At 72.3% G+C, this 25,535-nt stretch carries 15 protein-coding genes, 1 pseudogene and 2 riboswitches; of the genes and pseudogenes, 10 read left to right on the top strand and 6 right to left on the bottom strand.

Features of this window, described 5'->3' with window-relative positions; all coding sequences use genetic code 11:
• Window positions 1–199: pseudogene (locus tag AWX74_RS40200) on the top strand (IS110 family transposase); the annotation flags it as partial.
• 185 nt (window positions 200–384) lie between these two features.
• Here AWX74_RS40200 and AWX74_RS25565 read toward each other — a convergent pair.
• Window positions 385–1,737 (bottom strand): extracellular solute-binding protein, encoded by a 1,353-nt coding sequence (locus AWX74_RS25565; RefSeq protein WP_091281987.1) that lies wholly within the window; start codon window positions 1,735–1,737, stop codon window positions 385–387.
• A 328-nt stretch (window positions 1,738–2,065) separates the two neighbouring features.
• Between AWX74_RS25565 and AWX74_RS40870 the strand changes: the two genes are divergently transcribed.
• Complete coding sequence (locus tag AWX74_RS40870) at window positions 2,066–2,755, top strand: AMIN-like domain-containing (lipo)protein (RefSeq protein ID WP_091281985.1); 690 nt, start codon at window positions 2,066–2,068, stop codon at window positions 2,753–2,755.
• A 17-nt stretch (window positions 2,756–2,772) separates the two neighbouring features.
• On the opposite strand, the gene AWX74_RS25555 is transcribed toward AWX74_RS40870, so the two are convergent.
• Window positions 2,773–4,251: a hypothetical protein gene (locus tag AWX74_RS25555; protein WP_242666416.1), complete on the bottom strand. Its 1,479-nt coding sequence runs from the start codon at window positions 4,249–4,251 to the stop codon at window positions 2,773–2,775.
• Between the two features lie 928 nt (window positions 4,252–5,179).
• Here AWX74_RS25555 and AWX74_RS25550 point away from each other — a divergent pair.
• Genes AWX74_RS25550 through AWX74_RS41545 form a run of 4 tightly spaced genes read left to right on the top strand, consistent with a single transcriptional unit; the run spans window position 5,180 to window position 11,745 of the window.
• Window positions 5,180–6,154, top strand: coding sequence for an AAA family ATPase (locus AWX74_RS25550; RefSeq protein ID WP_091281981.1), 975 nt, complete (start codon window positions 5,180–5,182; stop codon window positions 6,152–6,154).
• A complete protein-coding gene (locus AWX74_RS25545) occupies window positions 6,151–7,761 on the top strand; it encodes a DUF58 domain-containing protein (RefSeq protein ID WP_091281978.1) in 1,611 nt (536 codons plus the stop codon). Before AWX74_RS25550 ends, AWX74_RS25545 begins: the two co-directional genes overlap by 4 nt.
• Entirely contained in the window at window positions 7,758–10,451 is a 2,694-nt protein-coding gene (locus AWX74_RS25540) for a transglutaminase TgpA family protein (protein WP_226931221.1), read from the top strand. The genes AWX74_RS25545 and AWX74_RS25540 overlap by 4 nt, the downstream gene beginning before the upstream one ends.
• Window positions 10,435–11,745, top strand: coding sequence for an acyl-CoA thioesterase (locus AWX74_RS41545; RefSeq protein WP_226931222.1), 1,311 nt, complete (start codon window positions 10,435–10,437; stop codon window positions 11,743–11,745). Before AWX74_RS25540 ends, AWX74_RS41545 begins: the two co-directional genes overlap by 17 nt.
• Window positions 11,746–11,829: 84 nt before the next feature.
• On the opposite strand, the gene AWX74_RS25530 is transcribed toward AWX74_RS41545, so the two are convergent.
• Entirely contained in the window at window positions 11,830–12,507 is a 678-nt protein-coding gene (locus tag AWX74_RS25530) for an enoyl-CoA hydratase-related protein (protein ID WP_165615785.1), read from the bottom strand.
• Between the two features lie 156 nt (window positions 12,508–12,663).
• Complete coding sequence (locus AWX74_RS25525; RefSeq protein ID WP_091281972.1) at window positions 12,664–14,232, bottom strand: serine/threonine-protein kinase; 1,569 nt, start codon at window positions 14,230–14,232, stop codon at window positions 12,664–12,666.
• 415 nt (window positions 14,233–14,647) lie between these two features.
• On the opposite strand from AWX74_RS25525, the gene AWX74_RS25520 reads away from it, so the two are divergent.
• The 4 genes from AWX74_RS25520 to AWX74_RS25505 all read left to right on the top strand — a co-directional run bounded on the left by AWX74_RS25520 (window position 14,648) and on the right by AWX74_RS25505 (window position 20,648).
• Window positions 14,648–14,866 (top strand): hypothetical protein, encoded by a 219-nt coding sequence (locus AWX74_RS25520; protein WP_091281969.1) that lies wholly within the window; start codon window positions 14,648–14,650, stop codon window positions 14,864–14,866.
• 489 nt (window positions 14,867–15,355) lie between these two features.
• Window positions 15,356–15,449, top strand: a riboswitch (glycine riboswitch).
• Window positions 15,450–15,567: riboswitch (glycine riboswitch) on the top strand.
• Between the two features lie 101 nt (window positions 15,568–15,668).
• The gene (gene gcvP / locus AWX74_RS25515) at window positions 15,669–18,899 is read left to right on the top strand and encodes an aminomethyl-transferring glycine dehydrogenase (protein WP_091281965.1); all 3,231 of its coding nucleotides are present in this window, start codon (window positions 15,669–15,671) and stop codon (window positions 18,897–18,899) included.
• Between the two features lie 413 nt (window positions 18,900–19,312).
• A complete protein-coding gene (locus tag AWX74_RS25510) occupies window positions 19,313–20,056 on the top strand; it encodes an FkbM family methyltransferase (protein ID WP_226931224.1) in 744 nt (247 codons plus the stop codon).
• 139 nt (window positions 20,057–20,195) lie between these two features.
• A complete protein-coding gene (locus AWX74_RS25505; RefSeq protein ID WP_054571437.1) occupies window positions 20,196–20,648 on the top strand; it encodes a MaoC family dehydratase in 453 nt (150 codons plus the stop codon).
• A gap of 256 nt (window positions 20,649–20,904) precedes the next feature.
• On the opposite strand, the gene AWX74_RS25500 is transcribed toward AWX74_RS25505, so the two are convergent.
• Together AWX74_RS25500 and AWX74_RS25495 are read right to left on the bottom strand one after the other, a co-directional pair.
• Window positions 20,905–22,362, bottom strand: coding sequence for a class I SAM-dependent methyltransferase (locus AWX74_RS25500; RefSeq protein WP_242666415.1), 1,458 nt, complete (start codon window positions 22,360–22,362; stop codon window positions 20,905–20,907).
• Window positions 22,363–22,531: 169 nt separating this feature from the next.
• A complete protein-coding gene (locus AWX74_RS25495) occupies window positions 22,532–25,102 on the bottom strand; it encodes an MMPL family transporter (protein WP_091281959.1) in 2,571 nt (856 codons plus the stop codon).
• Window positions 25,103–25,535 lie beyond the last annotated feature (433 nt).

Genomic DNA, 25,535 nt, shown 5'->3' with positions numbered 1-25,535 from the left:
CCGCCGGGGGAAGCAGCGGGCCCTGGTCGCTGTCATGCACAAGCTCACCGTCGCGATCTGGCATGTCCTGCACGACAGGACCGGACACAAGGACCTCGGCGCCGACTACCACACGAGGAAGAACCCGCAACGCGCGATGCGACGCATGATCCGCGAAGCGAACGCCCTCGGCCTCACCATCCGCTTCGACCCCGCCTGACCGGACCCAGCCCACCCAACCCGCCACAACCAGCCGATCAAGCCCCGACCCGCAGCTCACGTCAGTTTTTCGTGTCAGATCTGAGGATCGTGGTCGTGGAAACGACCACGATCCTCAGATCTTGTGGGCTCGCAACCCGGCCGGAGCTGGCCGGTTCGGTCGATCCGAGCCGGCCGGCTCGGGGATCAGCGCACCAGCTCCGTGACCTTTCGTTGTGCGCCGGCCAGCGTGGAGTTCGGGTCGGCGCCGGTCATGATCGCCACGACCTCGTCGTTGATCGCGTCATGGACCTCGCCGCCTCGGGTGCCACCCCACTGGGGGGCCTGGACGAGCGACGGAATGAACGCGTCGAACTGGGTCAGCTCGGGGTACTGCTGGTAGAAGGACGCGAGCTGCGTCCGGGCGGTGTTGTCGACCGGGAAGAAGCTGAAGGCCTCCGTGCCAGCCTTGATCACGTCGGGGGAGAGCAGCGCGACGACCAGCTCGGTGGCCATCTCCCGCTGGCAGCGGTCCGTCGACAGAATCGCCAGGCCGTTACCCCCGGAGACCGGACGGATGGTGCCGCCCGGAAGCGTCGGGAAGGGCATGACCCCGACCTCGAAGCCGGCGGCACCCTGATCGTGGATGTACTTAAGCCCGCCGGAGATCGACGGAAGGGTGACCGCGCTGATCGCGGTTTCCCGGCGGATGCCGAACCGCAGCAGCCCCTCCCTGGTCGCGTCACCGGACTGTGGTCCGTAGGTGCCCACCTTGCGGAGGAAGGCCGCGGCTTCACGGGCCGCGGGGGTCGTCAGATCAGGCTGACCGTCAGCCTTCTGCACCGGCGTTCCCTTGGAACTGGCCAGTGTGCTCAGATACCACTGGCCGAAGCCCTGGGTCGGCAGGTCGATCGGCTGGATCGACTGACCCGAATTCTTGATCTTCTCGGCTGCCGCGAGCACACCCGCGGTCGTCTTGAGAGTCGCGGGGTCGACCCCGGCCTTTTTCAGGGCGTCCACGTTATAGACGAGGGCGAGCATCGAAACCTGCTGCGGGATGGCGACCAGCTTGCCGTCGTACTCGCCCAGGGGCAGGAAACGCTGGTCGTACGAGGCCCGCAGCAGCTTCGGTGAGAGCGGCTGGGCGCCGAGCTCGTCGGCGAACGTGGGCAGCAGGTCGAAGCCGGCGACGGCGACGTCCGCGGGGCGCCCGGCCGCGCGGTCGGCACTGAGCTGCGCCACCAGCTCCGGATAGCCGGTCGCGTCGGCGGAAAGCTCCACAGTGAGCCCTGGATGGGCGGCCTCCATGTAGGCCTTGCCGGACTTCGCCGCGTCGTTGAGTGAACCGACCGCGTACATCCGCAGGGTCTTCACGGATGCCGCGCACTCGGCGGAGGCCTTCGCCCCGTTCACGTCGTCAACGCTCGCGGTGGCCGCCCGGGCGGTCGGGCGCAGGCTTTCGGCCGGGTCGACAGCGGTGCCGGAACCGCCGCCGCACGCCGTGAGCAGACCGGCCGTCACGACACTGGTCAGGGCCGCTGTCAGAGGCACCGCCCGCATGGTCCGCCTCGGACGCGTCCCCGCCCCGCGGGGCCTCGACCGTGGTTCTGGCGCATCGCGCAGCATCGGCATTCCCTCTCGTCGGTTTCCGCCCGACGGCTGCCGTTAGCCGTTGGACCCCGTCGTACGGACATCGTCCCGTGCCCGGCCGGGCACGGTGAAGGGATATCCGCCACGGCAATTCCGACCGGCTAACCCGGCCCGCGGCGCGAACCCTACCGCGCGTCCCGGTTCCGCCGCCCGAAGCGGCATTGCTTTTCGCGACGCGCGCCTCAGACTGCGGGTATCGCCTTGTTCCCGCTGATCGCTGATCGTCTCGGAGGCTCCCATGGAGCGATCTGTCGTGCGCCGCCGCGCCTGGCCCATCCACCGGCCGCGGACGACCGGCGCCGCCACCCTCTCGATCCTGCTCTGCGCCGGAGTCGTGGCCTGCGGTGACGGGTCAGGCCCGCGGGGCGGTTCTGTCCCTGTGGCCAGTGCCAGTGCCAGTGCCGACCCCGGCGCCAGTGCCAGTGCCAGTGCCAGTGCCAGTGCCGACCCCGGCGCCGGGGTCGGCGCGGTGGTCTCGAGCCCGCCGTCCAGTTGGGGTACCGGTGCGGTCAGCACGCAGCGCCAGCTCGCGACGACCGCACGACTGGTCGCCCTTCGGGGCGCCCACAACACGGTGGGCGGTGTGGGATTCGACCGGCTGGTGCTGGAGTTTCGTGGAGGTCTTCCCGGCTACACCGCCGGCTACGTCGACGAGGTGGTCCAGCCGGGCTCCGGGGCGCCCCTGCCCCTGGAGGGTGCGGTCACGTTCGAGGTCGTGGTGACCCCCGCCGCGGCTCATGACGACGCCGGTGTGACGACGCTGACCACCCCCCGAACGGGGGGTGGGCTGCCCGTACTGACCAGTTACGTGCTCGCCGGGGACTTCGAGGGCTACGTGCACGTCGGCACCGGCCTGAGCACCCGGGCGGGCTTCCGGGTCCTCGAGCTGACGAACCCCGACCGCCTGGTGATCGACTTCGCTGGTTGACGACCATTCCGGCCGGATCACTCGATCGGGAGCCCGTCCGGGCTGGCGGATGGGCCGGTGGTGGGTGACGGAGGCGGGGTGGTAACCGGATGCGTCGTCACCGGAGGTGGCGACGGTGTCCGCGGCGGCGGGGTGGTCGGCGTCCGTGTGGGTTCGGGCGTGGTCTGCTCGTGCTCCGCCTCGGTATCGGTCCGGGTGCCGGGGCCGGTGCCGGTGCCGGTTCCCGGTCCGGACGTGGCGGCGGTCGGGGTGCGGGTCGTCGTCGCTGCCGGCGTGGGCCGTGCCGCACCCTGGCCGTGGGCGGCGCCGTCGGGGCGCGGCTGCTGCGGCCTGGGCAGTGGTGGGGCCGCAGGCAGCGGCTGGGCCGAGCTGGTGGGCAGGCCGGGGAGATCCGGCGGCTGCTTGCTGATCGGAGTCCGGCCACGATCATTGATCAGGACCGCGTTGGGCCCGGCGGTGTCATTGATCCACACCTGGCCGTCGTCGACGGTCACCGTGATCCGTGCGTGCCCGTCGGCCGCGGCGACCGCTACGGGAGCACCGAACGTGCCGTGGGCGAGGTCGTAGTCGAGCACGACGCCAAGCGCGGATTCCGGCACATAGGCATGGCCCGCCTGGACCACGGGTACGCCGGGCTGCCCCTGCCCCTGATCACGGCTGGGGAGATCCGTCACCGCCACCGTGCCGTGATCGACATCCGCCAGGTAGAGCCGACGGGCCACCGGGTCGAGCAGACCGACGACGCCCCTCTCCGTCCGGGGGGCGACGAGCAGCTCCGGGCCGGCCGGAGCCGGTGTCTCAGACAGGGGCAGGACCGTACGCGCTCCGGCTCCCGACTCGCCGGGGGCGCCCGGGCCGCCGAGCATCCTCAGGCTGCGCGCGGTGCTGTCGACGACGACCGGGCGCCCGCCGGCCAGCACCACGTCGATGGCGTTTCCTGGCGGTGCGACCGGGCCGGCGACCGGCGCGGCGACACCGTCACGCACCGCCACGACGGTCCCGGTGGAGCGCAGCGGCACCCAGAGGGTGCCGTCGTCGCTCTGGGCCGCCGCGCCGAGCGGTGACGGGAGATCGAGGGCTGTACCGATGGGCGACAGGTCGTCCGCGGACAGCGGCTGGACCCGCCCGGCTCCGGCCTCGACCGCGTAGGTGATCCCGGATGCCGAGGTGATCGCCACGCCGGGCCGGAGAGCCGCCGAGCCGACAGTGGCCAGGCGTGCCGGGTCGACCAGGAACGCCTGACCGGCGCTCGGATCGACGGCGACGATCTTGTGGGCGGTCGAGGTGACAGTCAGGTCACGGCCGGCCGTGCCGGGAACGGTCACCGCGGCGTTCGCCCGGCCGGCGGGGCCACTCAGGTGAATCAGCGTGCCGGTGGCCGAGTCGGTGAGCCAGGTCCCGTCGTCGACCAGATCGAGCCGGACCGGAGCTGTGCCCTGGCCGGTGGCGCCGATCAGCGCGGTCACGGTGACGATGGCCGCGCCCGGGAGGAGCACGCGAGCCGCCGGGATGACCCGCGCCGCCCGGCCGAGCCCTCGTTCGGCGAGCTTTCGTGCGCCGGCCCTTCGTGCGCCGGCTCTTCGTGCGTCGGCCTCTGGTGCGCCGGCCTTTGGTGCGCCGAGATTTCGTGGGCCGGGCCCGGAGGGCCTCCGTGCGGGCAGTCCTCGTGGCGGTTGACGCCAGCTGCCGAGAATCGTCCGACCTCCCCAGACGCCAGGAGCCACCAGATGGGCCCGGCGACGCGGCGGGCCGGGTCACCGGGGGCTTCCGCCCGGCCGGAGGGAAAGCCGGGCGGAAGCCGGTGACGGACCCCATACACAACAAAGAGAACACAATGCAGCCCAACATCAAGTGGGCATATGTGGTCCGTGTGTCGTGATGCGGAAGGGGCCCGCGGCTGCCCCCGCGGGCTCCCGGCCTTCCGTCGTGGTCCGTCGACAGGTCTGACGCGCTACTGCGCCGACTGGTTGCGACCCATTTTGGTCGGAGCGTCACATCTGACGCCCGCGGGGTGACTTCCCGGGTCGGCGGGGCCGCCCCCGGCGCGCAGGGGCGGCATGACCCTCACCACGGGTTCGACAACATTTTCCGGACTGGGGACAACGAATCGGGAGACTCCGTCGTCTATCGCATCGGAACGGTTCGGCTCCGTGGCAGCGACGCTGCGGTGACGGTCGCCAGCGACACCGCCTGGTGGTGCTGGCCGGCGGTGTCGGTGGGCACTGGCGGCCTGACCCGTGGGAGGCGCGCCGGGGGCCGTTCCGTTTCCCGGGCAGCTCCCCCTGCTGCCCGTGGCGGGCCGGCCGGTCGCTCCCCCTCGACCGGCCGGCCCGCCTCTCACGACCCGAGCACCTCGCACACGTCGCCCACCTCGCACGATCCATCCGGCTCACACGAAGCCTCACCACACGCGGAGGTTCGGCAATGACGGTCAGCACCGATCGGGCCATCCCGTTCGCGATCGCCTTCGAGGACGTCGTCGCCAACGTCGAGCAGGTCATCCGCGGCAAGCGGGCCGCGGTGGAACTAGCCACCATCTGCCTGTTCGCGCAGGGCCACCTGCTTGTGGAGGACGTACCGGGACTGGGCAAGACCACGCTCGCCCGCAGCCTCGCGGCGTCGGTGAACGCACGCTGCCACCGGATCCAGTTCACGCCCGACCTGCTGCCCGCCGACATCACCGGCACCAACGTCTTCAACCAGCGGACCAGCGAGTTCACGTTCCGTCCCGGCCCGGTCTTCGCGGGCATCGTCATCGGCGACGAGATCAACCGGGCGTCGCCGAAAACCCAGTCCGCTCTGCTGGAGGTGATGGAGGAACGCCACGTCACCGCCGACGGCACCCGCTACCCGGTCCCCGCGCCGTTCATGGTGATCGCCACCCAGAACCCGGTGGACATGGACGGGACGTACGCGCTGCCCGAGGCGCAGCTCGACCGGTTCCTCATGCGGCTGCGCATCGGCTACCCCACGCTGGAGGCGGAGCTGGAGATCCTCGAGGGGCGCCAGGTCGGCCGGCGGGTCGAGGACCTCCGACCGGTGCTGCGGGCCGAGGACGTCGTCGCCCACGCCGAGCGGACGCTGGGCGTGCACGTCGCCCCCGAGATGCGGCGCTACATCGTGCGGGTCGTCGCCGCGACGCGGTCCCGCCGCGACGTGGTGCGGCTCGGCGCGAGCCCGCGGGGGAGCGTCGCGTTGCTGCGGGCGGCCCAGGTCCGCGCGGCCTCGACGGGACGTTCCTTCGTCACACCGGACGACGTCGGAGTGCTCGCCGGGCCGCTGCTCGCGCACCGGCTGGTGCTGACCCCCGAGGCCGAGCTGCGTCGGGTCACCGCGGAGGACGTCGTCGCGGAGGTCCTGGACACCGTGCCGTCGCCGCGCCGTCTCGTCGCCACGTGAGCGCGGGCACGCGCACCACCCCAGGGCTACCGAAGATCACCCCCGCGGCATGGGGGCTGCTCGCCGCACTGGTCGGGCTCGGCGCCGCGGCGTCGCTGCTGCGCTACGCCGAGCTGGTGCTGCTCACCGCCGCGGGTGCGGCGGCGCTGCTGCTGGCCGTGGTGTCGGTGGCTCGACCGCCCCGGGTCGGTGTCGGTCTGCGGCTCACCGCCGAATCGGTCAGCCGCGGCGACGAGGCGGCGCTGGTGATCACCGTGGTCAACCACTCGCGGTGGACGGCGCCCCCGTTCACGCTCTGCGTTTCCGCGACACCCGCCGATCCGGGGGCGCCGTCGGTCCCCGGGGCACCGTCCGTTCCGGGGGTGCTGTCTGGCCCGGGGGTGCTGTCCGGGCCGCTGGCGCGGCCGGCAGTCGTAGGCGTCCGTCGGCTTCGCGGCGGTGCCGGTCACGAGGTCGTGCTGCCGCTGGACACGGCTGTCCGGGCGGTCAGCCGAATCGGGCCCTGCTGGGTCGACCGGCGTGATCCGTTCGGTCTGGCACACCGCCGGCAGTCCCTGGGCGAGGCGGTCACGCTGCGGGTGCGCCCCCGCACGCAGGCGCTGGTCTCTCCCCCGACCGCGCCCGCCCATGATCCCGACGGCTCCAGCGGCAGCGGAACGGCGGGCGGGCTGATGTTCCACACCCTGCGGGAGTACACCCCGGGAGAGGACCTGCGCCTGGTGCACTGGGCCGCCAGCGCTCGGCTGGGCACGCTCATGGTCCGCACCCATGTGGACCCGAGCGAGCCCGCCTCCACCGTCGTGCTCGACACCCGCCGGTGTGCCTACCCGGCTGGCCCGGTCGGGGCAGCCGTCTTCGAGGACGCGGTCGACGCCGCGGCCTCCGCGGTGCTGGCCTGTGCGCGCGGTGCCTATGGCGTCCGCCTGGTCACATCGGGCGGTGTGCGGATGACGGGCCGCCGCCGTGCCGCGGACGTTGATTCGCTGCTCGACCAACTGGCGGCGGTTGCGCCTGACGAGGGCACGAACCTGGAGGTGCTGCGGACGCTGCGCCGTGGCCCGGTCGGCACGCTCGTACTGGTCACCGGCGGGATCGGGCGTGACGCGATCAGGGCCCTGACGCCGGTCGCGCATGCCTTCGGCCAGGTGATCGTCCTGCGGCTGGGGCCGCGCAGCGAGGCCGTCGCCCGCGCGTGGGGCCGGCGGACCCCGGCAGACCGGGCCCGGCTGCGCAGGCACCGGGCGACGGGCGAAGATCGGAGGATTTCTGCCGCTGGGACGACCGGAATCCTCCAGTCTTCGGACGGGCTGGACCCCTGGGCCTCCCGGGATCGCCGGGGCACTCGGGGCGAGGTCGAGATGGCTCCGCCGGCGGCCGCGCCGAACGCCACCGGATCGGGCCAGGTGCGGGTGCTGCACCTGACAACCGCCGCCGAGCTGGGGAAGATCTGGCCCCTCTCGCCCCAGACCGCATCGCCCCAGACCACATCACTCTCGGCCGCGGCAACGCCTGCCGGGCCGGAGCCGTCGCCCGGTCGGGCGGTGTCAGGCCCCGTGGCGTGCTCTGTGTCGGCAGCCATCGACGACCGCGGGCTGGTCCAGGCATGAAGGACCTGACCGTCGAGCCACCGGCTGTCAGGCCGCCGGCCGGCCCGGCACCCAGTGCTGCGGCGTCGGCTGGTGTGCCGTCGGCGGGCCCGGCTGCGGCGTCGGCTGGTGCGGCGTCGACCAGCACAACGTCGGATGCCGCGCACGCGGAGGAAACGCCGCCGGGTGCCGCGCGCCGCGTCGTCGAGCTGGCGTTCGTCGCGGCCCTGGCGCTCGTCGGCGGGAGTGGCTTCACGCGGCTGTTCCCGGCTCGGGATCTGTGGGTCCCCCTGCCGGTGGCCGCTGTCCTGCCGGTCGTGCTGGTGGCCCTGTTGGGCGGGTCGCGCCGGGGCCGCCGGCCGGTACCCGCGGTCCTCACCGTGCCGGCCTGGATGGTCGGATTCGTCGTCTGGACCGGCTACACCGTCGCGGCCGAGGCGGGCGGGTTCCTGGCCAGGCTCGAGCTGGTCCGTGCGGGTGTCATCGACGGCTGGGCCCGTCTCCTCGACGTTGCCGCGCCGGCGCCGGCCGACCCCGATCTGCTGATCGTGGCCCTCGCCCCGACCTGGCTCGCGGCGGCGATCGGCGCCGAGCTGACCATCCGAACCCGGGCGGCGCTCCTGCCGGTGCTGCCCGCGGTCGTGACCCTGGTGGCCGCGACCGCGTCGGCCCTGCCCGTCCCGGGTGACAACCTCCCCCAGACGGGGGTGCTCGTCGCACTGGCCGCCGGCCACCTCCTGGCGCGGATGCCCCGGACGGGCGGGTCTGGTCTGGTCCGCTCCTCGGCCAGAGGGCTTGTCGCGACCCTGACCGTCCTGCTCGTCGGGGTCCTGGCCGTGGTGACGGTGACCGGCGGTCGCCTCGGCGATCCGGTCGATCCCCGGGATCACCGCTTGACGACACCGGTCGACGTGACCGAGACCAGCCCGCTCGCCGCGCTCGGCGGCTGGACCTCCCACCCTGATGACGTGCTCTTCCGCGCCGCCGTCACGGGGCCGGACCCGGCTGCCCCCGTGATCTTCCGGTTGGCCGTCTTCGACGACTACGACGGTGTGAGCTGGCGCTCCACAGCGCGGTTCGTCGCCGCGGGAGCCACGATCGTTTCGCCCGCGACGGCGGCCGCGCAGCCGCGGCAGGATCCGTCGGTGCGCCAGGAGGTCGAGGTCGTGGGCCTGGGCGGAAACCTGCTGCCGGCGAACGGGTCGCCTTTGAGCGGCCCGCCCGGTGTGCGGGTCGACCCGGGTACCGGGATGCTGCGCAGTGACCTTCCGCTGGCCGCCGGCTCGCGCTTCGAGATCACGTCGGTTCCGGAGCCTCGACCCGAGCCGGCGCAGATCGCCGCCCTGTCGGCCGGCGCCGCCGCGGCTGACCACGACGACCCTGACCTGGCCGTTCCCGCGGACCCGCCGTCGATCCTGCGGTCGATGGCCGAGCTCGCGACCGCCCGGGGGCGGACGCCGTTCGAGCGGGCGGCCCTGCTGGGTACCTACCTGAGCGCGAACTTCGTCTTCGATCCCGAGGTCCCGCCGGGGCATGCGTATGGGCACATCGACCACTTCCTCGGTCATACCCGGCGTGGGACGTCCGAGCAGTTCGCGACCGCCTTCGTCCTGGCCGCACGTCTGCTCGGGCTGCCGGCCCGGCTTGCGGTCGGGTTCACCGCTCCAGCCTCAGCTCCCGCGGCCCCGGGCGACGGAGCGGGCGCCGCGGACCAGATCCGCACCGTGCACGGTTCGGATGCGCTGGCCTGGGCGGAGGTGCGCTTCGACGGGGTCGGCTGGCTGCCGTTCTTCCCGACTCCACGGTCCGCCGAGGCAAGGGGCGCGAGTGTGGCCGGATCTAACCAGGGCGAGACACCCGAACAGGCGGAGCTGATCGAGGTCGCGCTGCGCTCCGTGGCCGCCGGTGAGGTGACTCCGGCCACGAAACCCGCGGCTCCCACGACGGCGGGTAGCGACGGGGGCCCGGACGGGGGGGACTCGGCCCCCTCCGACGGGGCGGGTGCCTGGTGGAAGCACGTGGTTCTCGGTGTCCTCATCCTGGTCGGGCTGGCCGGCCTGTACCTCGCGGTTGCCCTGGTGGCGTCCGGTGTCCGGCGCCGCAGGCTCCGGTTCGCGGCCCAGCGGCGCGAGCGTGTGGTCGGTGCCTGGCAGTGTGCGCTGGAGGCGCTCGCCGATGCCGGGTGCACGGTCCCGGCGGCGGCCAGCCCGGCGCAGATCGTCCACCTCGGCGGTACCTTCGCCGCCACCGCGCAGGCGGGACCGGCCGTCGAGGCCGCCCTGCGTGGGCTGGCGGATCTGGTGACGATCGCGATCTTCGCCCCCGACACAGCCCTGGACTGGGACGGCGCCGCCGGGGCGCGTGCCGCCGAGGAGGCGTGGCGCCAGCTCGATCGGGCTGAGCGGGCGCTGCGCGGCGGCCGTGGGCCGCGTGGGCGGAACCGGCCGCGCGGCCTGCGAAACCCGCGGAACCCGGAGGAGCCGCGGAACCCGGAGGAGCCGCGGACCCGACGGTTCCATCGGCTTCGTCGGGTCCACAGGCTTCGCCGCCTGTTGGCACCGGGGACGGTGTGGTCGCGGCTGCGTGGCCCGCGGGACCACGGGAACCCGCCGGATTCCCCGTACGGGAGCGCGTCGAGCGCGGCGGGTGGCCGACCCGACGCGGAGGCCACGGGGGCCGCGGACAGGGACAGCCTTGCCTCGGTGGCGTGACCCCGGGCGTGTCGCCACCGGCGATGTCGCGGATGCCCGCGCCGTCGCGAGCGGCCCGGGCCTGAGCGGCGGCACTGTCCCGGACGGCGGCACTGTCCCCGACGGCGGCCCGGGTCTGAGCGGCGGCGCGGTGCCGAGCGGGGACGGCAGGCCGGGTTCGGACGGCAGGCCGGGTTCGACTGGCAGCCCGGGCTCGAACGCCGGTGCCGTCCCGGATGACCGGCCGACCCTTCCGTACCGGCTGCGGCGGCGTCGGAGTGGTCCCGGAGTGGTCCACTCGGTCGAAGTGACACCCGTCCGGTTCACCGTTGACCGGCTCCGGACGGGGGCCCCGCCGGCTGTTCCTCGGCCCAGTCCTCCGCTCGGACCGTCGTCCGGTCCTCCGTCCAGCCCTCCGCTCGGCCCTTCGACCAGGCCGCTTCGGGCGGCGGGGCCGAGGCCACGACCGGGCTTCCTCGAGCTCGCCGCGCTGGAGGACATCGACCGTGACGTCTTTCGCGCCCGGTGGCGCGGTGACGGTGACGAACCCGTCCACACCGGGCTGATCGCGGTGCAGGCTCAGCTCGCCGCCACCCGCACCGTGTCGAGCGGTCCGCCCGTCCACTCGCTGCACGCGCATTTCCCGCGGCCGGCGCAGGGGCGACGCACGATCGTCTATCTCGTCGACCGGGTCCGCGACGGCGGCGGTGCGACCTCCCGGCGGGTCACCGGCGTCCAGGGCGGTGAGGTGGTCTGTGTGATGTCCCTGCTCTTCCGGCCCAACGGGCGGACGGGACATCAGCTGAGGGCTCCGGCCGTCCCTCCGCCCGCGGATCTGGACCGCCCGTCTGAGGCCACCGGCCGGCTGATAGACCTGCGAGTCGTCGCGGATGGTGACGCCCGAGGCGCCGCACGGGCGTCGGTGCGCCCGGTGGCCTGGGTGCGGTTGGGCCAGGCCCTCCCGGATGATCCGCCTCTGCACGCCGGCGCGCTCACCTACCTGGCCGATCACGTGACAGCCGCCTTCGCCCGGCAGATGCTGGCGGCCTTCGTCCGAACGCGGCCGAACCCGCACCCCGACTCGGGGCCGGGCCCGCATCCGCATCCAGACCCGGGTCGGTCACTCCATCCGGCCAGGATGACCTCGCTTGACCACGCGGTCTGGATCCACCAGCCCTTCCGCGCGGACCAGTGGCTGCTCGTCGTGCGGGACAGCCCATCCGGTTCCGGCTACCGGACGCTCACCCGGGCGTCCTTCTTCAGCCAGGACGGTCGGCTGGTGGCCTCGTCCACCCAGGACGCCGCACCCGCCTGATCACCGATCACCGATCACCGATCACCGATCACCGATCACCGATCACCGATCACCGATCGTCGAACACCGGGCCGGCACGGTCGGTCAGATCGGCACCTCGACGGCCTGGCCCGCGACCAGCCCGGCGACGGCCGTGGCGTACAGCCTCGACTTGATGGTGCCCAGCGTCGGGCCCGCCTTGCCGGTGAGCGGGCGGGCCATCCCGATCGCCGTCGGCAGCACCTTGTCCTGGTCCGCCACGCCGTCGATGATCCCGGCCGCAAGGGCGTCGTCGCCGCCGTACCGACGGCCGGTCGTCATCGCCTCGTGTGCGGTCCGCACTGGCAGCCGGGAGCGGATCAGGTCGGTGATCCCACCGCTGAAGGGGATGTCGATGTCGACCTCGGGGAAGCAGAAGTAGCCCCGGTCCACCCGCATGACCTGCTGGTCGTGGGTGAGCGCGAGGGCCGCGCCGGCGCCGAACGCATGCCCGCCGACCGCGGCCACGGTCGGCAGCCCCAGGGTGACGAACCGGGCGAACAGCACCCGCACCGACTGGATGAACGGCTCGATCTCACCGGGGTTCGCGGTCATCCAGGTGAGGTCGAACCCGTTGCACCAGAACTTGCCGGACGCGGTTGTGACCAGGGCTTTCGGTGCCGGCGCGGCCACCACCTCGTCGAGGGCGAGGTTGATGGCGGCCACCGAATCCGGGTTCAGCCGGTTCTCCCCGTCCCCCAGGTCCAGGATGAACACGTCACCATCACGGTCGAGTCCTGACACGTGCCGCTCCTCGCGCACTCGTTTCCAGCTCCCGGCGGGGATCCCTTGCTGCCGACTATGCCGATCGGCCAGCCGTCATGCGCGACCTTCCACGCCCGCAGGCCCTGAACGACGCCTGCGGGCTCGTCCGGCGTGGGGTCAGGCGAACGGAGCTGGTCAGGGCTGCGCGGTGCATGGCTCGACGCCAGGGACGGCGGCGCCCTCGTTGTGATACGTCACCGCCGTCGCGGGCAGGTATCCCCATGCGTCGCTGTATCCGTAGCTGTTCTCCGCCGGCACGTCGCCCTGGGTGTACAGCCACCAGGTGCTCTGTCTACCCGTTCTGCTGGTGGGATTCGGTCGTCCCTGGATCTGGCAGACGACCCAGACCGTGTCGGACTTCCTCATCAGGCCGGTGTCGTCGAGTGGCCCGGTCACGCCGGCGCCGATGTTGGCGTAGACCGGTGAGTCGACATCCGTCGGGCACATGTACTGGCTCTTGAAGACGCGATCCTGGTAGTCGCGGATCTCCTCATATCGCATGCCGCAGGTGTCGGCGGCGGTGATCGAGGGTGTCGGCGTGCTCGTGCTCACGACGTCGGTGTCGGTGCCGGTGCCGGCGTTCGTGCTGGCGTTCGTGCTGGGACTGGTCGGGGCGCCGGGGCTGGTGCCCGCCGCAGTCGGTGCAGTGGAGCTGGTACTCGTCGTGAGCTCGGCGGCGTCATCCTGTTCGCCGTGGCGCGCAAGCTGCAGGGAGAGGGCGACCGCCCCGGCCGTCAGCAGTGCCGCCGAGCCGGCCACGGCCGCGACCTGCCACCCGCTTCGGCGTTGGCGTCGCGGCCGAGGACGCTGCGGCGGTTCGAGTGGTGCACCTGTGCTGTCCTCGCCGTCCTCCTCGCCGCGCGGGCCTGTGCCCTGCCAGCCGGCTGAGGGGTAGGGGTCGCCGTGCTCCAGTTCGGCGAGCAGCGAGGTGAGCTCTGCTGTGACCTCATCCAGGCCCGGCCGCTGGTCCCGCGTGCGGGCGAGCATGCGGCGAAGGAGATCGTCCAGGGCTGGTGGTGCGTCCGGGCGATCGAGCGGCAGCATCTCGCCGGCCTGGATCCGGGTGAAGATCTCGGCCGGGGTCTTCCCGGGAAAGGGCGTGCGGTCGGTGAGGAGGGCGAAGAGCGTCGCGGCGAGCCCGAACACGTCCGAGGTGGTTTCCGGCTGGTCGCCGAGCAGCACCTCCGGCGCCGCGAAACCGGCGGTGAATGCCGCCGAGAAGGTCGCCGGGTCGAGGCCCTCCGCGACGCTGGCGATGCCGAAGTCGCTGAGCACAGGTTCGCCCGAAGCGCGGAGCAGGATGTTCGCCGGTTTCAGGTCGCGGTGCAGAATGCCGTGCCGGTGGGCGGCATCCAGGGCACGGGTCACCGGAACCGCGAGCGACAGCACCTCCCGGACGGGCAGGGGGCCCTGGTCGATCACCCGGTCGCGCAGTGTTCCCGCCGGGAAGTACTCCATCGCGATGTACGGCCGGTGGTCGACCGTGGTTCCGGCGTCGAACACGGTGATGATGTTCGGGTTCCCGGTGAGCCGGCCGGTCGCCTTGCATTCCCGGACGAACCGGCGCCGCGCGTCCGGATCGCGCAGGTCGGCATGCATGACCTTCACGGCGACCTGCCGATCGAAGATCTCCTGCTCGGCGAGGTGGACGGTGCTGAAACCGCCGTGGCCGAGGTCCCGGAGGAACCGATAACCGCTGATCATCTGGCTTCCGCTCCTCGGGCGCGGCTCATCTCCGGCGACGCTACACCCGGCGATATAGCGCACCTCGCACCCAGGTCGCCTGCTATATGCGTGGTATCGGCGGATATCGCTCCTGGTGGGAAACATACCGGTGCCGGATGGTTCCGGTGAATCCGGTGGACCCGATACCCGGATCGCTTCCGGGGGGGGTGCGTCCCGGCCGTGCGGCTGCCTGCGGGCGCCCGGCCGTCAGCGCGGTCTGGCTGTTGGCCGGCGGTCTGGCTGTCGGCCGGGGGTCTGGCTGTCGGTCCCCGTTGGGATGACCAGGGCCTGAACCGGGCATGTCGACATCGAGGGCGGGATCCGGGCTGGAGACCACCGGCCGGGTGGATCGTCCGAGGAGCGTGCAACGGCGGCGGATGTCAGGAGGTTGGACATGTCGCACCAGGTCGTAAAGGGTGAACGGCACACGGAGCCAGCCGGGCAGGGCATTTCGGATGACGAGATGGCCCGGCAGGTGACGGACCAGACGTCGCACGACCGTCTCGCCAAGACCTTCTTCGAAGGGGAGCGGGGTGGGGCGCGCAGCGACGAGGAGGCCGCGAAGTTCCGCACCGCGCATCCGACGGGCAAGCGCGAGCGCACCAGCGTCTAGTGAGCAGTATGGAGTCGCACCAGCGCTCCGCCCACCCGCTGCTTCCGAGCAGGAAGCGAGGATTTTGGCTGCTGGAGCGACCAAGATCCTCGCTTCTTGCGGGTCGTCGAGTTGGCTCCCTGTCCTGTTTGTCCCTATTAGTGCGAATTGCGGACGCTGTGTGGGGGCGCGGGACCCCGGTGGGGCGCCGTGCGGTGGGCTCGGCCGCGGTGACCTGGTCGGGCGGCGGACCGTGATCCGGCGGCGGGGCAGGTTCGGCTGCTGACCGCCTGGGCTTGCGAGGGCGACGGCGAAGCCGCGGACGAGACGGTGGCCTTGCGGACTTCGGGCGGGTTTGCAAGATCTTTGGCGGCCGGCGACGCGGCCGACTAGCCTATGCGGCGGGAGCAGCGTCACCGCTCGCCCATGCCACCCGCACCATCGCTGTCTGCAACCCCGGCCACCTGCAACCTGGCCACGGCAACATCGACAACTGCACATCGCGCCGCTCACACCCGTGCGGGAGAGCTCCGGGGCCAGCCCCGGAGCGCCGAAGGAGCAAGATCTCCCCGCAAACTCTCAGGCTCAAGACCGCCGGGTCAGGCGACTCTGAAAAGCGGACACGAGACTGTGTCCCGCCGACGGTGCAAGTCGGCCGCTGGTGTCCGGGTGACCCCGGGCGTGGTGGCCGGCGAAGCTCTCAGGCTCATGACAGAGGGGGAGGCCCGCCGCGACGCGGGCGGGGGACCACGGCCGTCCGGTGTCGCCACCGTTCGGCGTTGGTCTCTCTTCGGCGTCGCACGACCTCCGGAGCGAAGCGACGATGACCACCGAGATCACCACTGCGGCGACGCCGCCGGGTTCCTCCGCTCAGGCCGCCGGCACCGGCGGCGGTATCGCTGACGACAGTGCTACGAACGGCGCGGGTACCGCGAACGGCGCCGGTACCACGAACAACGGCGGGGCGACGACCAACGGCGGTACGACGACTGGGCGTGAGGCCGTGTCCGAGCGGCAGGCGCCGCGGCAGCGGCCCGAGTCGGGCGCCGCGCTCGTGGTCGAGGCGATCCCGCGGTTCGTCGACCGCCACATCGGCCCGGATGACGCCGACCGGATGGCCATGCTCGACCTGCTGGGCCTGGGCTCGCTGACCGCGCTCACCGACGCGGCGGTACCCGCCGCCATCCGGGACACCGAGCTCGATCTGCCGCCGGCGGTCACCGAGACGGAGGTTCTCGCGGAGCTGCGGGCGCTGGCCGGTCGTAACCGCCGCGTCACCTCCATGATCGGCCTGGGGTTCAACCCGGCGGTCATGCCGGGGGTGATCCAGCGCAACGTGCTCGAGAACCCGGCCTGGTACACGGCCTACACGCCGTACCAGCCGGAGATCTCGCAGGGCCGGCTCGAAGCCCTGCTGAACTTCCAGACCATGATCACGGACCTGACCGGTCTGGCGGTCGCGGGTGCCTCGCTGCTCGACGAGCCCACCGCCGCGGCGGAGGCGATGCAGATCGCCTACCGCGCCACCCGGGGGAAGCGCTCCACCTTCCTGATCGACGCGGACACCCTGCCCCAGACCATCGCCGTCGTCCGCACCAGGGCGGAGGCACTCGGCATCACCGTCGTCGTCGCCGACCTCCGGGACGGCCTCACCCCCCGGCCGACGCCGGCACCGGGTGAGTCCCCCGTCCCGGCGGACGAAGCCACCGCGCTGTCGGACGGACCAGCCGGGCCCGCCGCGGCCGCCGTGGCAGCCGACATCCTGCCGGACGTCTTCGGTGTGCTGCTGTCCTACCCGGGCGCGGACGGGGGCGTGCGCGATCCTCGGGGCCTCATCGCCCAGGCGCGGGAACGCGACATCGTCGTGACCGTCGCGGCCGATCTGCTGGCGCTCACGCTGCTGCGCGCCCCCGGCGGTCTCGGCGCGGACATCGTGGTCGGCACGACCCAGCGGTTCGGGCTGTCGCTGTCCTTCGGCGGCCCGCACGCGGGCTATCTCGCGGTGCGGTCCGGCCTTGAGCGGATGCTTCCCGGCCGGCTGGTCGGTGTCTCGGTGGACGCGGCGGGCGACCCCGCCTACCGCCTCACGCTGCAGACCCGGGAGCAGCACATCCGGCGGGAGAAGGCGACCAGCAACATCTGCACCGCCCAGGTGCTGCCGGCCGTGCTGGCCTCGATGTACGCCGTCTACCACGGCCCGGCGGGGCTGGCCGCGATCGCCGGCGCGGTGCACGCGCAGGCGGTGCGACTGGTGGCCGGTCTGCGTGCCGGCGGCGTGGAGATCGTCCACGACGAGTTCTTCGACACGGTGCTCGCCCGGGTGGCGGGGCGAGCCGGGCAGGTCGTGGCGGACGCGCTCGTGCACGGGGTGAACCTGCGGCTCGTCGACTCCGACCATGTCGGCGTCTCCTGCAACGAGACGACGGTGGAGGCGGATCTGCGTGCCGTCTGGGCCGCCTTCGGGGTGAGTGCTCCCGAGGGCCCGGCGCCCGAGGTCGCGTCCGCGGGGGTGGCGGTGTCGGTGCCGGCGGCGCTGCCGGCCGCGCTGGTCCGCGGGGAGGACGAGGCCTTCCTGACGCATCCGGTGTTCCACTCGCACCGGTCCGAAACGGCCATGCTGCGGTACCTGCGGCGTCTCGCCGACGTCGACTTCGCCCTCGACCGGGGCATGATCCCGCTCGGTTCCTGCACGATGAAGCTCAACGCGACGACCGAGATGGCCGCGGTCACCTGGCCGGACTTCGCGGACATCCACCCCTTCGCCCCGATCGACCAGGCGTCCGGGTACGTGTCGATGATCCGGGACCTGGAGCTGTGGCTCGCGCGGATCACCGGGTACGCCGCCGTCTCGGTGCAGCCGAACGCCGGCAGCCAGGGGGAGCTGGCCGGGCTGCTGGCCATCCGCGCCTACCACCGTGACCACGCCGAGCCGGGCGCGCCGGTGCGTGACGTCTGCCTGATCCCGTCCTCGGCCCACGGCACCAACGCGGCGAGCGCCGCGATGGCCGGCATGCGGGTGGTCGTGGTCGCCTGCGACGCGGAGGGCAACGTCGACCTGGACGACCTGACCGCGAAGGCGGCGAAGCACGCGTCGGTGCTGGCGGCCCTCATGGTCACCTACCCGTCGACGCACGGTGTGTACGAGGAGGGCATCGCCCGGGCGTGCGCGGTGGTGCACGACGCCGGCGGCCTGGTCTACGTCGACGGGGCGAACCTCAACGCGCTGGTCGGGCTGTCGAAGCCGGGCCGGTTCGGGGCGGACGTGAGCCACCTCAACCTGCACAAGACCTTCTGTATCCCGCACGGTGGCGGCGGCCCGGGGGTCGGGCCGGTGGCGGTCGGCGAGAAGCTGGTGCCGTATCTACCGAACCATCCGCTGTGCCCGGAGGCCGGCCCCGAAACCGGGGTCGGGCCGATCTCGGGATCGCCGTGGGGATCCGCCGGCATCCTCATGATCCCGTGGGCGTACATCCGCCTCATGGGTGCGGACGGGCTGCGGGCGGCGACGTCGGTGGCCGTGCTCAACGCCAACTACATCGCCCGCCGGCTCGCGCCGCACTATCCGGTTCTCTACACCGGGCGCAACGATCTCGTCGCGCACGAGTGCATTCTCGATCTCCGGCCGTTGACCAGGGAGACGGGCGTCACCGTCGACGACATCGCCAAGCGCCTGATCGACTACGGGTTCCACGCGCCGACCATGTCGTTCCCGGTCGCCGGGACACTGATGGTCGAGCCGACCGAGAGCGAGGACCTGGGCGAGATCGACCGGTTCTGCGACGCCATGATCGCCATCAGGGCCGAGGCCGCCAAGGTCGGCGACGGCGTCTGGCCGCGGGACGACAACCCGCTGCGCAACGCTCCGCACACCGCCGCGATGGTCACGGGGGACGACTGGGACCACCCGTACCCGAGGTCCGTGGCGGCCTACCCGGTGGCGTCGCTGCGGGCGGCGAAGTACTGGCCGCCGGTGCGGCGGATCGACGGTGCCTACGGGGACCGCAATCTGGTCTGCACCTGCCCGCCGGTGGAGGCCTTCGACTCCCGGGACTGATCCGGTCGGTGAACCGGGCCTGGCCCGGGCCCGATCCGGTCGGCGCGCTGGGCCTGTTCGGAGCCTGGCCCGGGCCTGAACTGGCCCGGACCAGGGCCCGTGCTGTCCGGTTTCCGTCCGGTTTCTGACCACCTTCGGGCCTTGACCTGGAGCTGGTACGTGGTGGTGCAGCTGGGCGCAGTGTCCGGACTGTGGTCAATGATGGGGGTGGCGGTGGGACCTCCCGGGCGACTTGTCACAATTGGCGCGACGGCGAAGTGCGCGGTGTTGTGCGTGACAGCACAGACCGCACATTTTTCGGACAACCAGCCTGGATGGCCCAGCCCGGCGGCGAGCGCAGCGAAGCGCAGCCGGCGTCGGGCCCGCGCCGGACGGATGGCTCGCGAAAGGGACGTTCCGCGATGCAGGAGCAGATGAACAGACAGCTCGGTCAGCTCCGCCAGACCGCGGTCGAGCTGGGTCTGGGGCCGGCGCTGAAGCTGGTCCGCCGCACCGTGCTGCCCAGCGCCCGCCGCAACGCGGTCGATGACCAACACCTCGCGCTGCTGCTCTCCTTCGTGCTCCAGGAGGACTCCAACTGCATCGACGTGGGTGCGCACCGCGGCGACGTGCTCAAGTCGATCGTGCTGCACGCCCCGCGCGGTGAGCACATCGCCTACGAGCCGCTTCCGCACCTTTTCGAGTACCTCTGCCTGGAGTTCCCGACCGTCACGCTGAAGCAGGCCGCGCTCGCGGAGAAGTCCGGGGTCAGCCCGTTCGCCTACGTCCGCAGCCGGCCGGCGTACAGCGGGCTGCGTCAGCGGACGGCGGACGGCGCCGAGGAGGTCGAGGAGATCGAGGTCGTCGTCGAGGTGCTCGACGAGACCCTCCCGCCCGACCACCGCCTGGACCTGATCAAGATCGACGTCGAGGGCGCCGAGTACGGTGTGCTGAAGGGCGGGCAGAAGCTGCTGGCCACGAACCGCCCGTACATCATCTTCGAGTTCGGTGCCGCCGCCCGGAAGTACGGGACCACGGCGGAGGAGATGTACCGCCTGATCGACGGCGATCTGGGCCTGCGGATCTTCGACATGGACGGAACCGGCCCGTACACGCTCGGCAGCTTCCGCCGCACCTTCGACAACGGCAGCCGCTTCAACTTCGTCGCGCACGCCTGACGCGAGGCCTGAACGCAGGGCCCGAACGTGAGGCCTGAACGCAGGGCCCGAACGCGGGGCCGGGCACGCTCCGCAGCGAGCGTCCCGGCCCCGCCTCGTTCCCGGTGCGTGTCAGCGACGGCTTCGAGATACTCGCCAGATGGCGACGATCGACGGAATCGACGGGTTGAGGAAGCTGCAGGGCCAGGAGCTGGGCACCAGCTCGTGGCGCGAGATCACCCAGGAGCAGGTGAACGGTTTCGCCGACGCCACGGGCGACTGGCAGTGGATCCACGTCGACGTGGAGCGGGCGAAGGACGGGCCGTTCAAGACCACGATCGCCCACGGCTATCTCACGCTGTCGCTGATCCCGGTGATCTCCGCTGACGTCGCGCAGGTCACCGGGATCAAGCTGGCCCTGAACTACGGCCTGAACAAGGTGCGCTTCCCGCAGCCGGTCCCGGTCGGCTCCCGGGTCCGCGGCATCGTCCGCAACCTGTCGGTCGACGATGTGCCCGGCGGTGTCCAGGCGGTCAACCAGGTCACCATCGAGATGGAGGGCGCCACCAAGCCGGTCTGCGTGGCCGAGACGGTGGTCCGCTACCTGGCCTGAGGCCCTTCCCGGTCGCCTGAAGGGCCCCGCCGCCGAGATCAGGGGCCCAGCAGCGCTTGGCGAGTCGCAAGTGTGAAGGATTTTGGTCGTTCCAACGACCAGAATCCGCACTTCTTGCGGGATGCCAGGTGAACCCGTGCCCAGTTTGTCCCTCTTGAGGGGAATTGCCAGTGCCCGCGGGGCGGGTGCGGGATTCGGACTCCTACCGGGCTACCGGAGCTACCCGGCTACCGGTGCGCCTTGCGACCGGGCGGGGTCAGCCGCGGCGGGCGCCCACTGTCGCGGTGACGATCCGGATGGTCGGACGCCAGTGCAGCCCGCCGGCGTCCACCGACGGCGCGTGCCACCGGGTGAGGTCATCGATCATCGCCGGGAGGTCGGCGTTGTCGACCTTCTCGAGCATCGAGCGGACCGCGGTGCCCCACGCCCAGTGCCACCAGTGCTCCACGTCGCGGAAGACCAGGTCGGTGGCGACGAGATCGTCCCGGGTGAGTTCGAATCCGGCCGCGGTGAGCGCCCGTGCCAGCGCGCCTTCCGCCAGGATGGCCTGCCCGGGCCGGCGGTCGGCCGCGCCCAGGCCGGTCGCCAGGCGAAGCGGGTAGTCGGGCCGGCTCCACAGCGGGTCCGGGGCACCGAAGACGCTGACGGCCAGCCGCCCGCCGGGCCGCAGCAGCCCGCGCCACCGCGCGAGCGCTCCTGCCGGGTCGGGCAGCAGGAACAGGCCCATGCCGCAGAGCAGCACGTCGGCACTGGCCGGCTCGACCGGAGGATTCGTCGCGTCGGCGACCGCCACGGTCGCCCAGGGCAGCGAGCGGGCCGTGACGTCGGCGGCGGTCAGCGCCACCATGGTCGGCGCCAGATCGAAGGCGCGAACCGAACCGGTGGGCCCGGTCGCCTCGGCGGCGGGGATGAGGACGGCGCCGCGCCCGCAGGCGAGATCGACCACGTCCTCGCCGGGCCGGACGTCGGCGGCGCTGACCAGCGTTCGGCCCAGCGGGCGGAAGAACGGGATCCCGTGGACGTCGGCGTCGTAGTCGTGGGCCGCCCGCTCGAAGACCATGGTGCTGGGACGGGGGGCCGGCACCGGCCCCGGGCCCGGCGACGAGGCACTGCCGCGCTGGCCGGCGTCGGTGCCCGTGCCTGTGCCTGCGCCCGTGCCGGCGTCGGTGCCGGTTGACAGGTCTGGTCCTCGGTCAAGGCCGTTGCTGGTGGCGGTCACGGTTACAGTGTCCGCCCTGGCGTCGGTGCCGAGCCGGGTGCCGGCCGCAGCGGTCCGCCTGCCCGTGAGGTCGGTGATCAGGTTCACCGCGGGGTCGTCCGGCTCGAAGCGGCTCACCTCGACGCCGGCGAGCCCACGACCGGACAGCCACTCCTCGGCCGCGTCGAACCCGGCGAGCAGTTCCAGGCGGCGCAGGTCGAGGCCGAGCCGGCCCAGACCGGCGGGTTCGAGGTCGGCGAAGGTGAAGCCGCCCAGCTCAAGACCGCCCGCCGGAGGGTGTGCCGCGAGCCATCCGCCGCGGGCGGGGCTGACGCTCGGGCTCCGGGCCGGAATCCGGACCGGGTCGTCGTCGCGTTCCGGGGTCGCGCCCCGACCCTGCGCGCCGGGCGGCAGGATCCGCTCGACAGTGATCTCGTCGATGGTGAACCCACCCATGGAGATCGTTTCCATCGCGATCCCGTCCACGGTGAGCCCGTCCATGGTGAGCTCGTCCACGCCGCGTCGCCTTCTTCCGCCGGGCCGCCTGGGGCGACTTTCTGCCTATGGCGTCTCAGCTAATCAGGACAGATCCCCCCATTCCGCCACCCAGATCGGGGCTAGCCGGCTGATCGAAAGTGCTAACCGCCGGCCGTTGACACCCGCTCTGACCTGCGGAAATGGAATCTCATCGGTGCAGTTCGCGGCCGTTGGCCGAATGGTCGATCGGCTCGGTTGAGACCTGTGTGGGGATGCCCGAACCGGCCATCACGGGGCCGGAAGGAGGTTTAAGGCGATCTGTCCCACCCGACTTCGGGCTGGTCCCGGAGTCGGGGCCACCCCCGTCGGCGGGCGGCGGGTCGGGTGCCGGACCACCCCCGGTGGCCATCGACCCGCGGCCGGTCGGCTCCCCGCCGCCCGCCCCCGCCTTCCGTCCGGTGCCGGTGCCGGTGCCGGTGTCGGTGTCGGTGTGGGTGCCGCCTTTCCTGCCGGACCCGGCCTTCCTGGCGGTGGCGTGGTCGGCCGTCCTGCCGTCGCCGGCCTGGTCCGGCCGCATCGCCGCGGTGGCGGCCACCCCGGGAGCGAAACGCTCACCGTGCACGTCGACCTGGGGCAGCAGCCGGTCACACCACCGCGGCAGCCACCAGTTCGCCCGGCCCAGCAGCGCCATCGTGGCCGGCACCAGCACCAGGCGGATCAGCGTCGCGTCGACGAACACCGCGACGGCCATGCCGACGCCGACCATCTTCACGGTCACGTCCGGGTCGAGGGCGAACCCCGCGAAGACGGCGATCATGATGAGGGCGGCGCTTGTGATCACCCGCGCGGTCGAGGCGAGGCCACGCACCACGCTGCCGCGCGGGTCGCGGGTGACCACCCAGTCCTCCCTGATCCGGGAAAGCAGGAAGACCTCGTAGTCCATGCTCAGCCCGAACAGCACGGTGAACATCAGGACGGGCAGCCAGCTCGACATCGGGACGCTGTGCGGCAGCCCCAGAAGATCGGTTCCCCATCCCCACTGGAAGACCGCGGTCACCACGCCGTACGCGGCGGAGATGGACAGCAGGTTCATCGCGGCAGCCTTCAGGGCGACCACCGGCGACCGGAAGACGACGGTCAGCAGCAGGATGGACACGCCGACCACGAAGCCCACGACCCACCACAGCCGCTCGGCCAGCAGCGCGGACAGATCGGCGAAGATCGCGGTCGTGCCGGTGACGTCCACGCCGGGTGGCAGTACGTCGTCGCGCAGCCGGTTGACCAGCTCGGTCGAGGCGGCGTCACTCGGTCCGGTCGTCGGCACCACCTCGATCACCGCCGCGGTACCGGACGGTGCGACGACCGCCGGCGTGACGGACGCCACCCCGGGCACCGCGGCGACCTTCGTGCCCAGCTCGGCCAGGGCAACGGGTGGGAGCCGCCGCAGGTCGACGGCCAGCAGCAGAGGGCCGTTCGCGCCGGGCCCGTACTCGCTGGAGATCAGGTCGTAGGCCCGCCGCTGGGTGACGTCGACCGGCTGGCTGCCGGCGTCCTGCGGCCAGGTGCGCATCGTCAGGATCGGCGCGCTGAGCGCCAGCAGGATGATGAGCGCCCCGAAGGCCCACGGGCCCGGCCGGTTACCGATGCGCCTCGCCCAGGCGGCGGTCAGGGTGCGTCGCGCGGCGGCGGAGGGCTCACCTGAGCCGAGGAGGGCTCCGGGGGAGGACGCGCCGCTGCCGGCCGCGGCGACCGAACGGGCGACGGATCGGGCCGCCAGCAGCTCGGCGTGGTTGCGGCGCCGCAGAACCCGCAGATCCGCGAGGCCGCACAACGCCGGAACGAGGGTGATCGCGACCAGCACGACCGCGATCACGACAGCGGCCGTCGTGAACGCCGTCGTCACATAGGTGCTGAGGCCGACGAGCCGCAGCCCCGTCAACGAGAGGATCACGGTGAGGCCCGCGAAGACCACCGAGGCGCCGGCCGTGGCGTTCGCCCGGCCCGCGGCCTCCCGAACCGGCAGACCCGCCCGCAGCCCTTCCACATGCCGGGTGACCAGCAGCAGCGCGTAGTCGATGCCGACGCCGATACCGACCATCGAGGCCAGCGAGGGCGCGATCGAGCTCACCGTGGTCACCGCGGCGATCAGGGTGATGCACGACGCCCCGATCCCCAGGCCGATCATGGCCACCGCGATCGGCACCCCAGCGGCGACCAGCGACCCGAAGGCGATCAGCAGGATCAGCAGGGCCAGCACGACGCCGGTCGCCTCCGCCCGGCCGTCGACCTTCTGCAGGTTCTCCGAGACCTGGCCGCCGACGTCCACCTGCAGTCCACGCTGGGTGGCAGGGGTGGCCGCCTTGAACAGGTCGGCCAGCGCCTGCTCCGCGTCCATGTCGGCGACCGGATCCGTGTAGTTCACGGTGAGCAGGGCGGTGTCGCCGTCCCGGGACAGCTGGGGCGGGCTGGCCACCACAGCTGACGGCAGGGCGGCGAGCCGGGTTCGCACGGTCGCCAGCAGGCCGGCGTCCAGGGGGGTGCCGTCGGGATCGTGCACCACGACCCGGGCGTCGGCGCCCGCGAGGTTCGGAAAGTTCGCGCGCAGCAGGTCCGTCCCGTGCTGCGAGGCCGTCATCGGGGCGCTGAAGTCGTCGTGGGGCTCGCCGCCGGAGCCGGCCGCGAGCCCCAGTGCCACGACGAGGGTGGCCAGCCACATCCCGATGACCCGCCACGGCCGGGTGGCCGCGGCAGCTCCGATCCGGTACAGCAACCCGGACATCAGTCCTCCTCGACTCCGCTGGGCCGACGTGGGCGGTGGACGTGGGCGTGGATGTGGATGTGGGCGTTGGGGTGGTGCACCGCTGGGCGCCGTTCCGCCGCGGGGGAGCGGGAGCGGGGGAGCGGGGAACGGCGTCGAGAGCGCCTCGTCCGACTGTTCGGGCGGGACGCTCGGATGGGTGTCGCGGGGGAGGGAGGGGGGTGGTGTGTTCGGCGCTACACGCCGGTGGGAGGATCGAGGTTTCTTCGTTCCAGGTGAAGGCTCGAGCTCTCCGCGGAGATTACGTCGCGAAAGACGCCCTAAACGGGCAAATCGCGCATACCACTCAGGGTGCGTCCTGGCGATGACGCGTGCCGGCACGTCGGACGCCTGTCATGTCGCGTAGCCGACGAAACCCGATGCCTGTCGGTGCCTCATCAGGCCTGTCGGTGCC

The organism is Parafrankia irregularis, assembly GCF_001536285.1.
In the GTDB taxonomy this organism is placed as follows: Bacteria; Actinomycetota; Actinomycetes; order Frankiales; family Frankiaceae; genus Parafrankia; species Parafrankia irregularis.
This window is presented reverse-complemented; position numbering and strand designations above follow the sequence as displayed.

Bases quoted from the DNA above. Each gene is read 5' to 3' on its own strand.
- AWX74_RS25565 (WP_091281987.1), bottom strand. From the start codon at position 1,737: ATGCGGGCGGTGCCTCTGACAGCGGCCCTGACCAGTGTCGTGACGGCC.
- AWX74_RS40870 (WP_091281985.1), top strand. From the start codon at position 2,066: ATGGAGCGATCTGTCGTGCGCCGCCGCGCCTGGCCCATCCACCGGCCG.
- AWX74_RS25550 (WP_091281981.1), top strand. From the start codon at position 5,180: ATGACGGTCAGCACCGATCGGGCCATCCCGTTCGCGATCGCCTTCGAG.
- AWX74_RS25540 (WP_226931221.1), top strand. From the start codon at position 7,758: ATGAAGGACCTGACCGTCGAGCCACCGGCTGTCAGGCCGCCGGCCGGC.
- AWX74_RS25525 (WP_091281972.1), bottom strand. From the start codon at position 14,232: ATGATCAGCGGTTATCGGTTCCTCCGGGACCTCGGCCACGGCGGTTTC.
- AWX74_RS25520 (WP_091281969.1), top strand. From the start codon at position 14,648: ATGTCGCACCAGGTCGTAAAGGGTGAACGGCACACGGAGCCAGCCGGG.
- gcvP (WP_091281965.1), top strand. From the start codon at position 15,669: ATGACCACCGAGATCACCACTGCGGCGACGCCGCCGGGTTCCTCCGCT.
- AWX74_RS25510 (WP_226931224.1), top strand. From the start codon at position 19,313: ATGAACAGACAGCTCGGTCAGCTCCGCCAGACCGCGGTCGAGCTGGGT.
- AWX74_RS25505 (WP_054571437.1), top strand. From the start codon at position 20,196: ATGGCGACGATCGACGGAATCGACGGGTTGAGGAAGCTGCAGGGCCAG.
- AWX74_RS25495 (WP_091281959.1), bottom strand. From the start codon at position 25,102: ATGTCCGGGTTGCTGTACCGGATCGGAGCTGCCGCGGCCACCCGGCCG.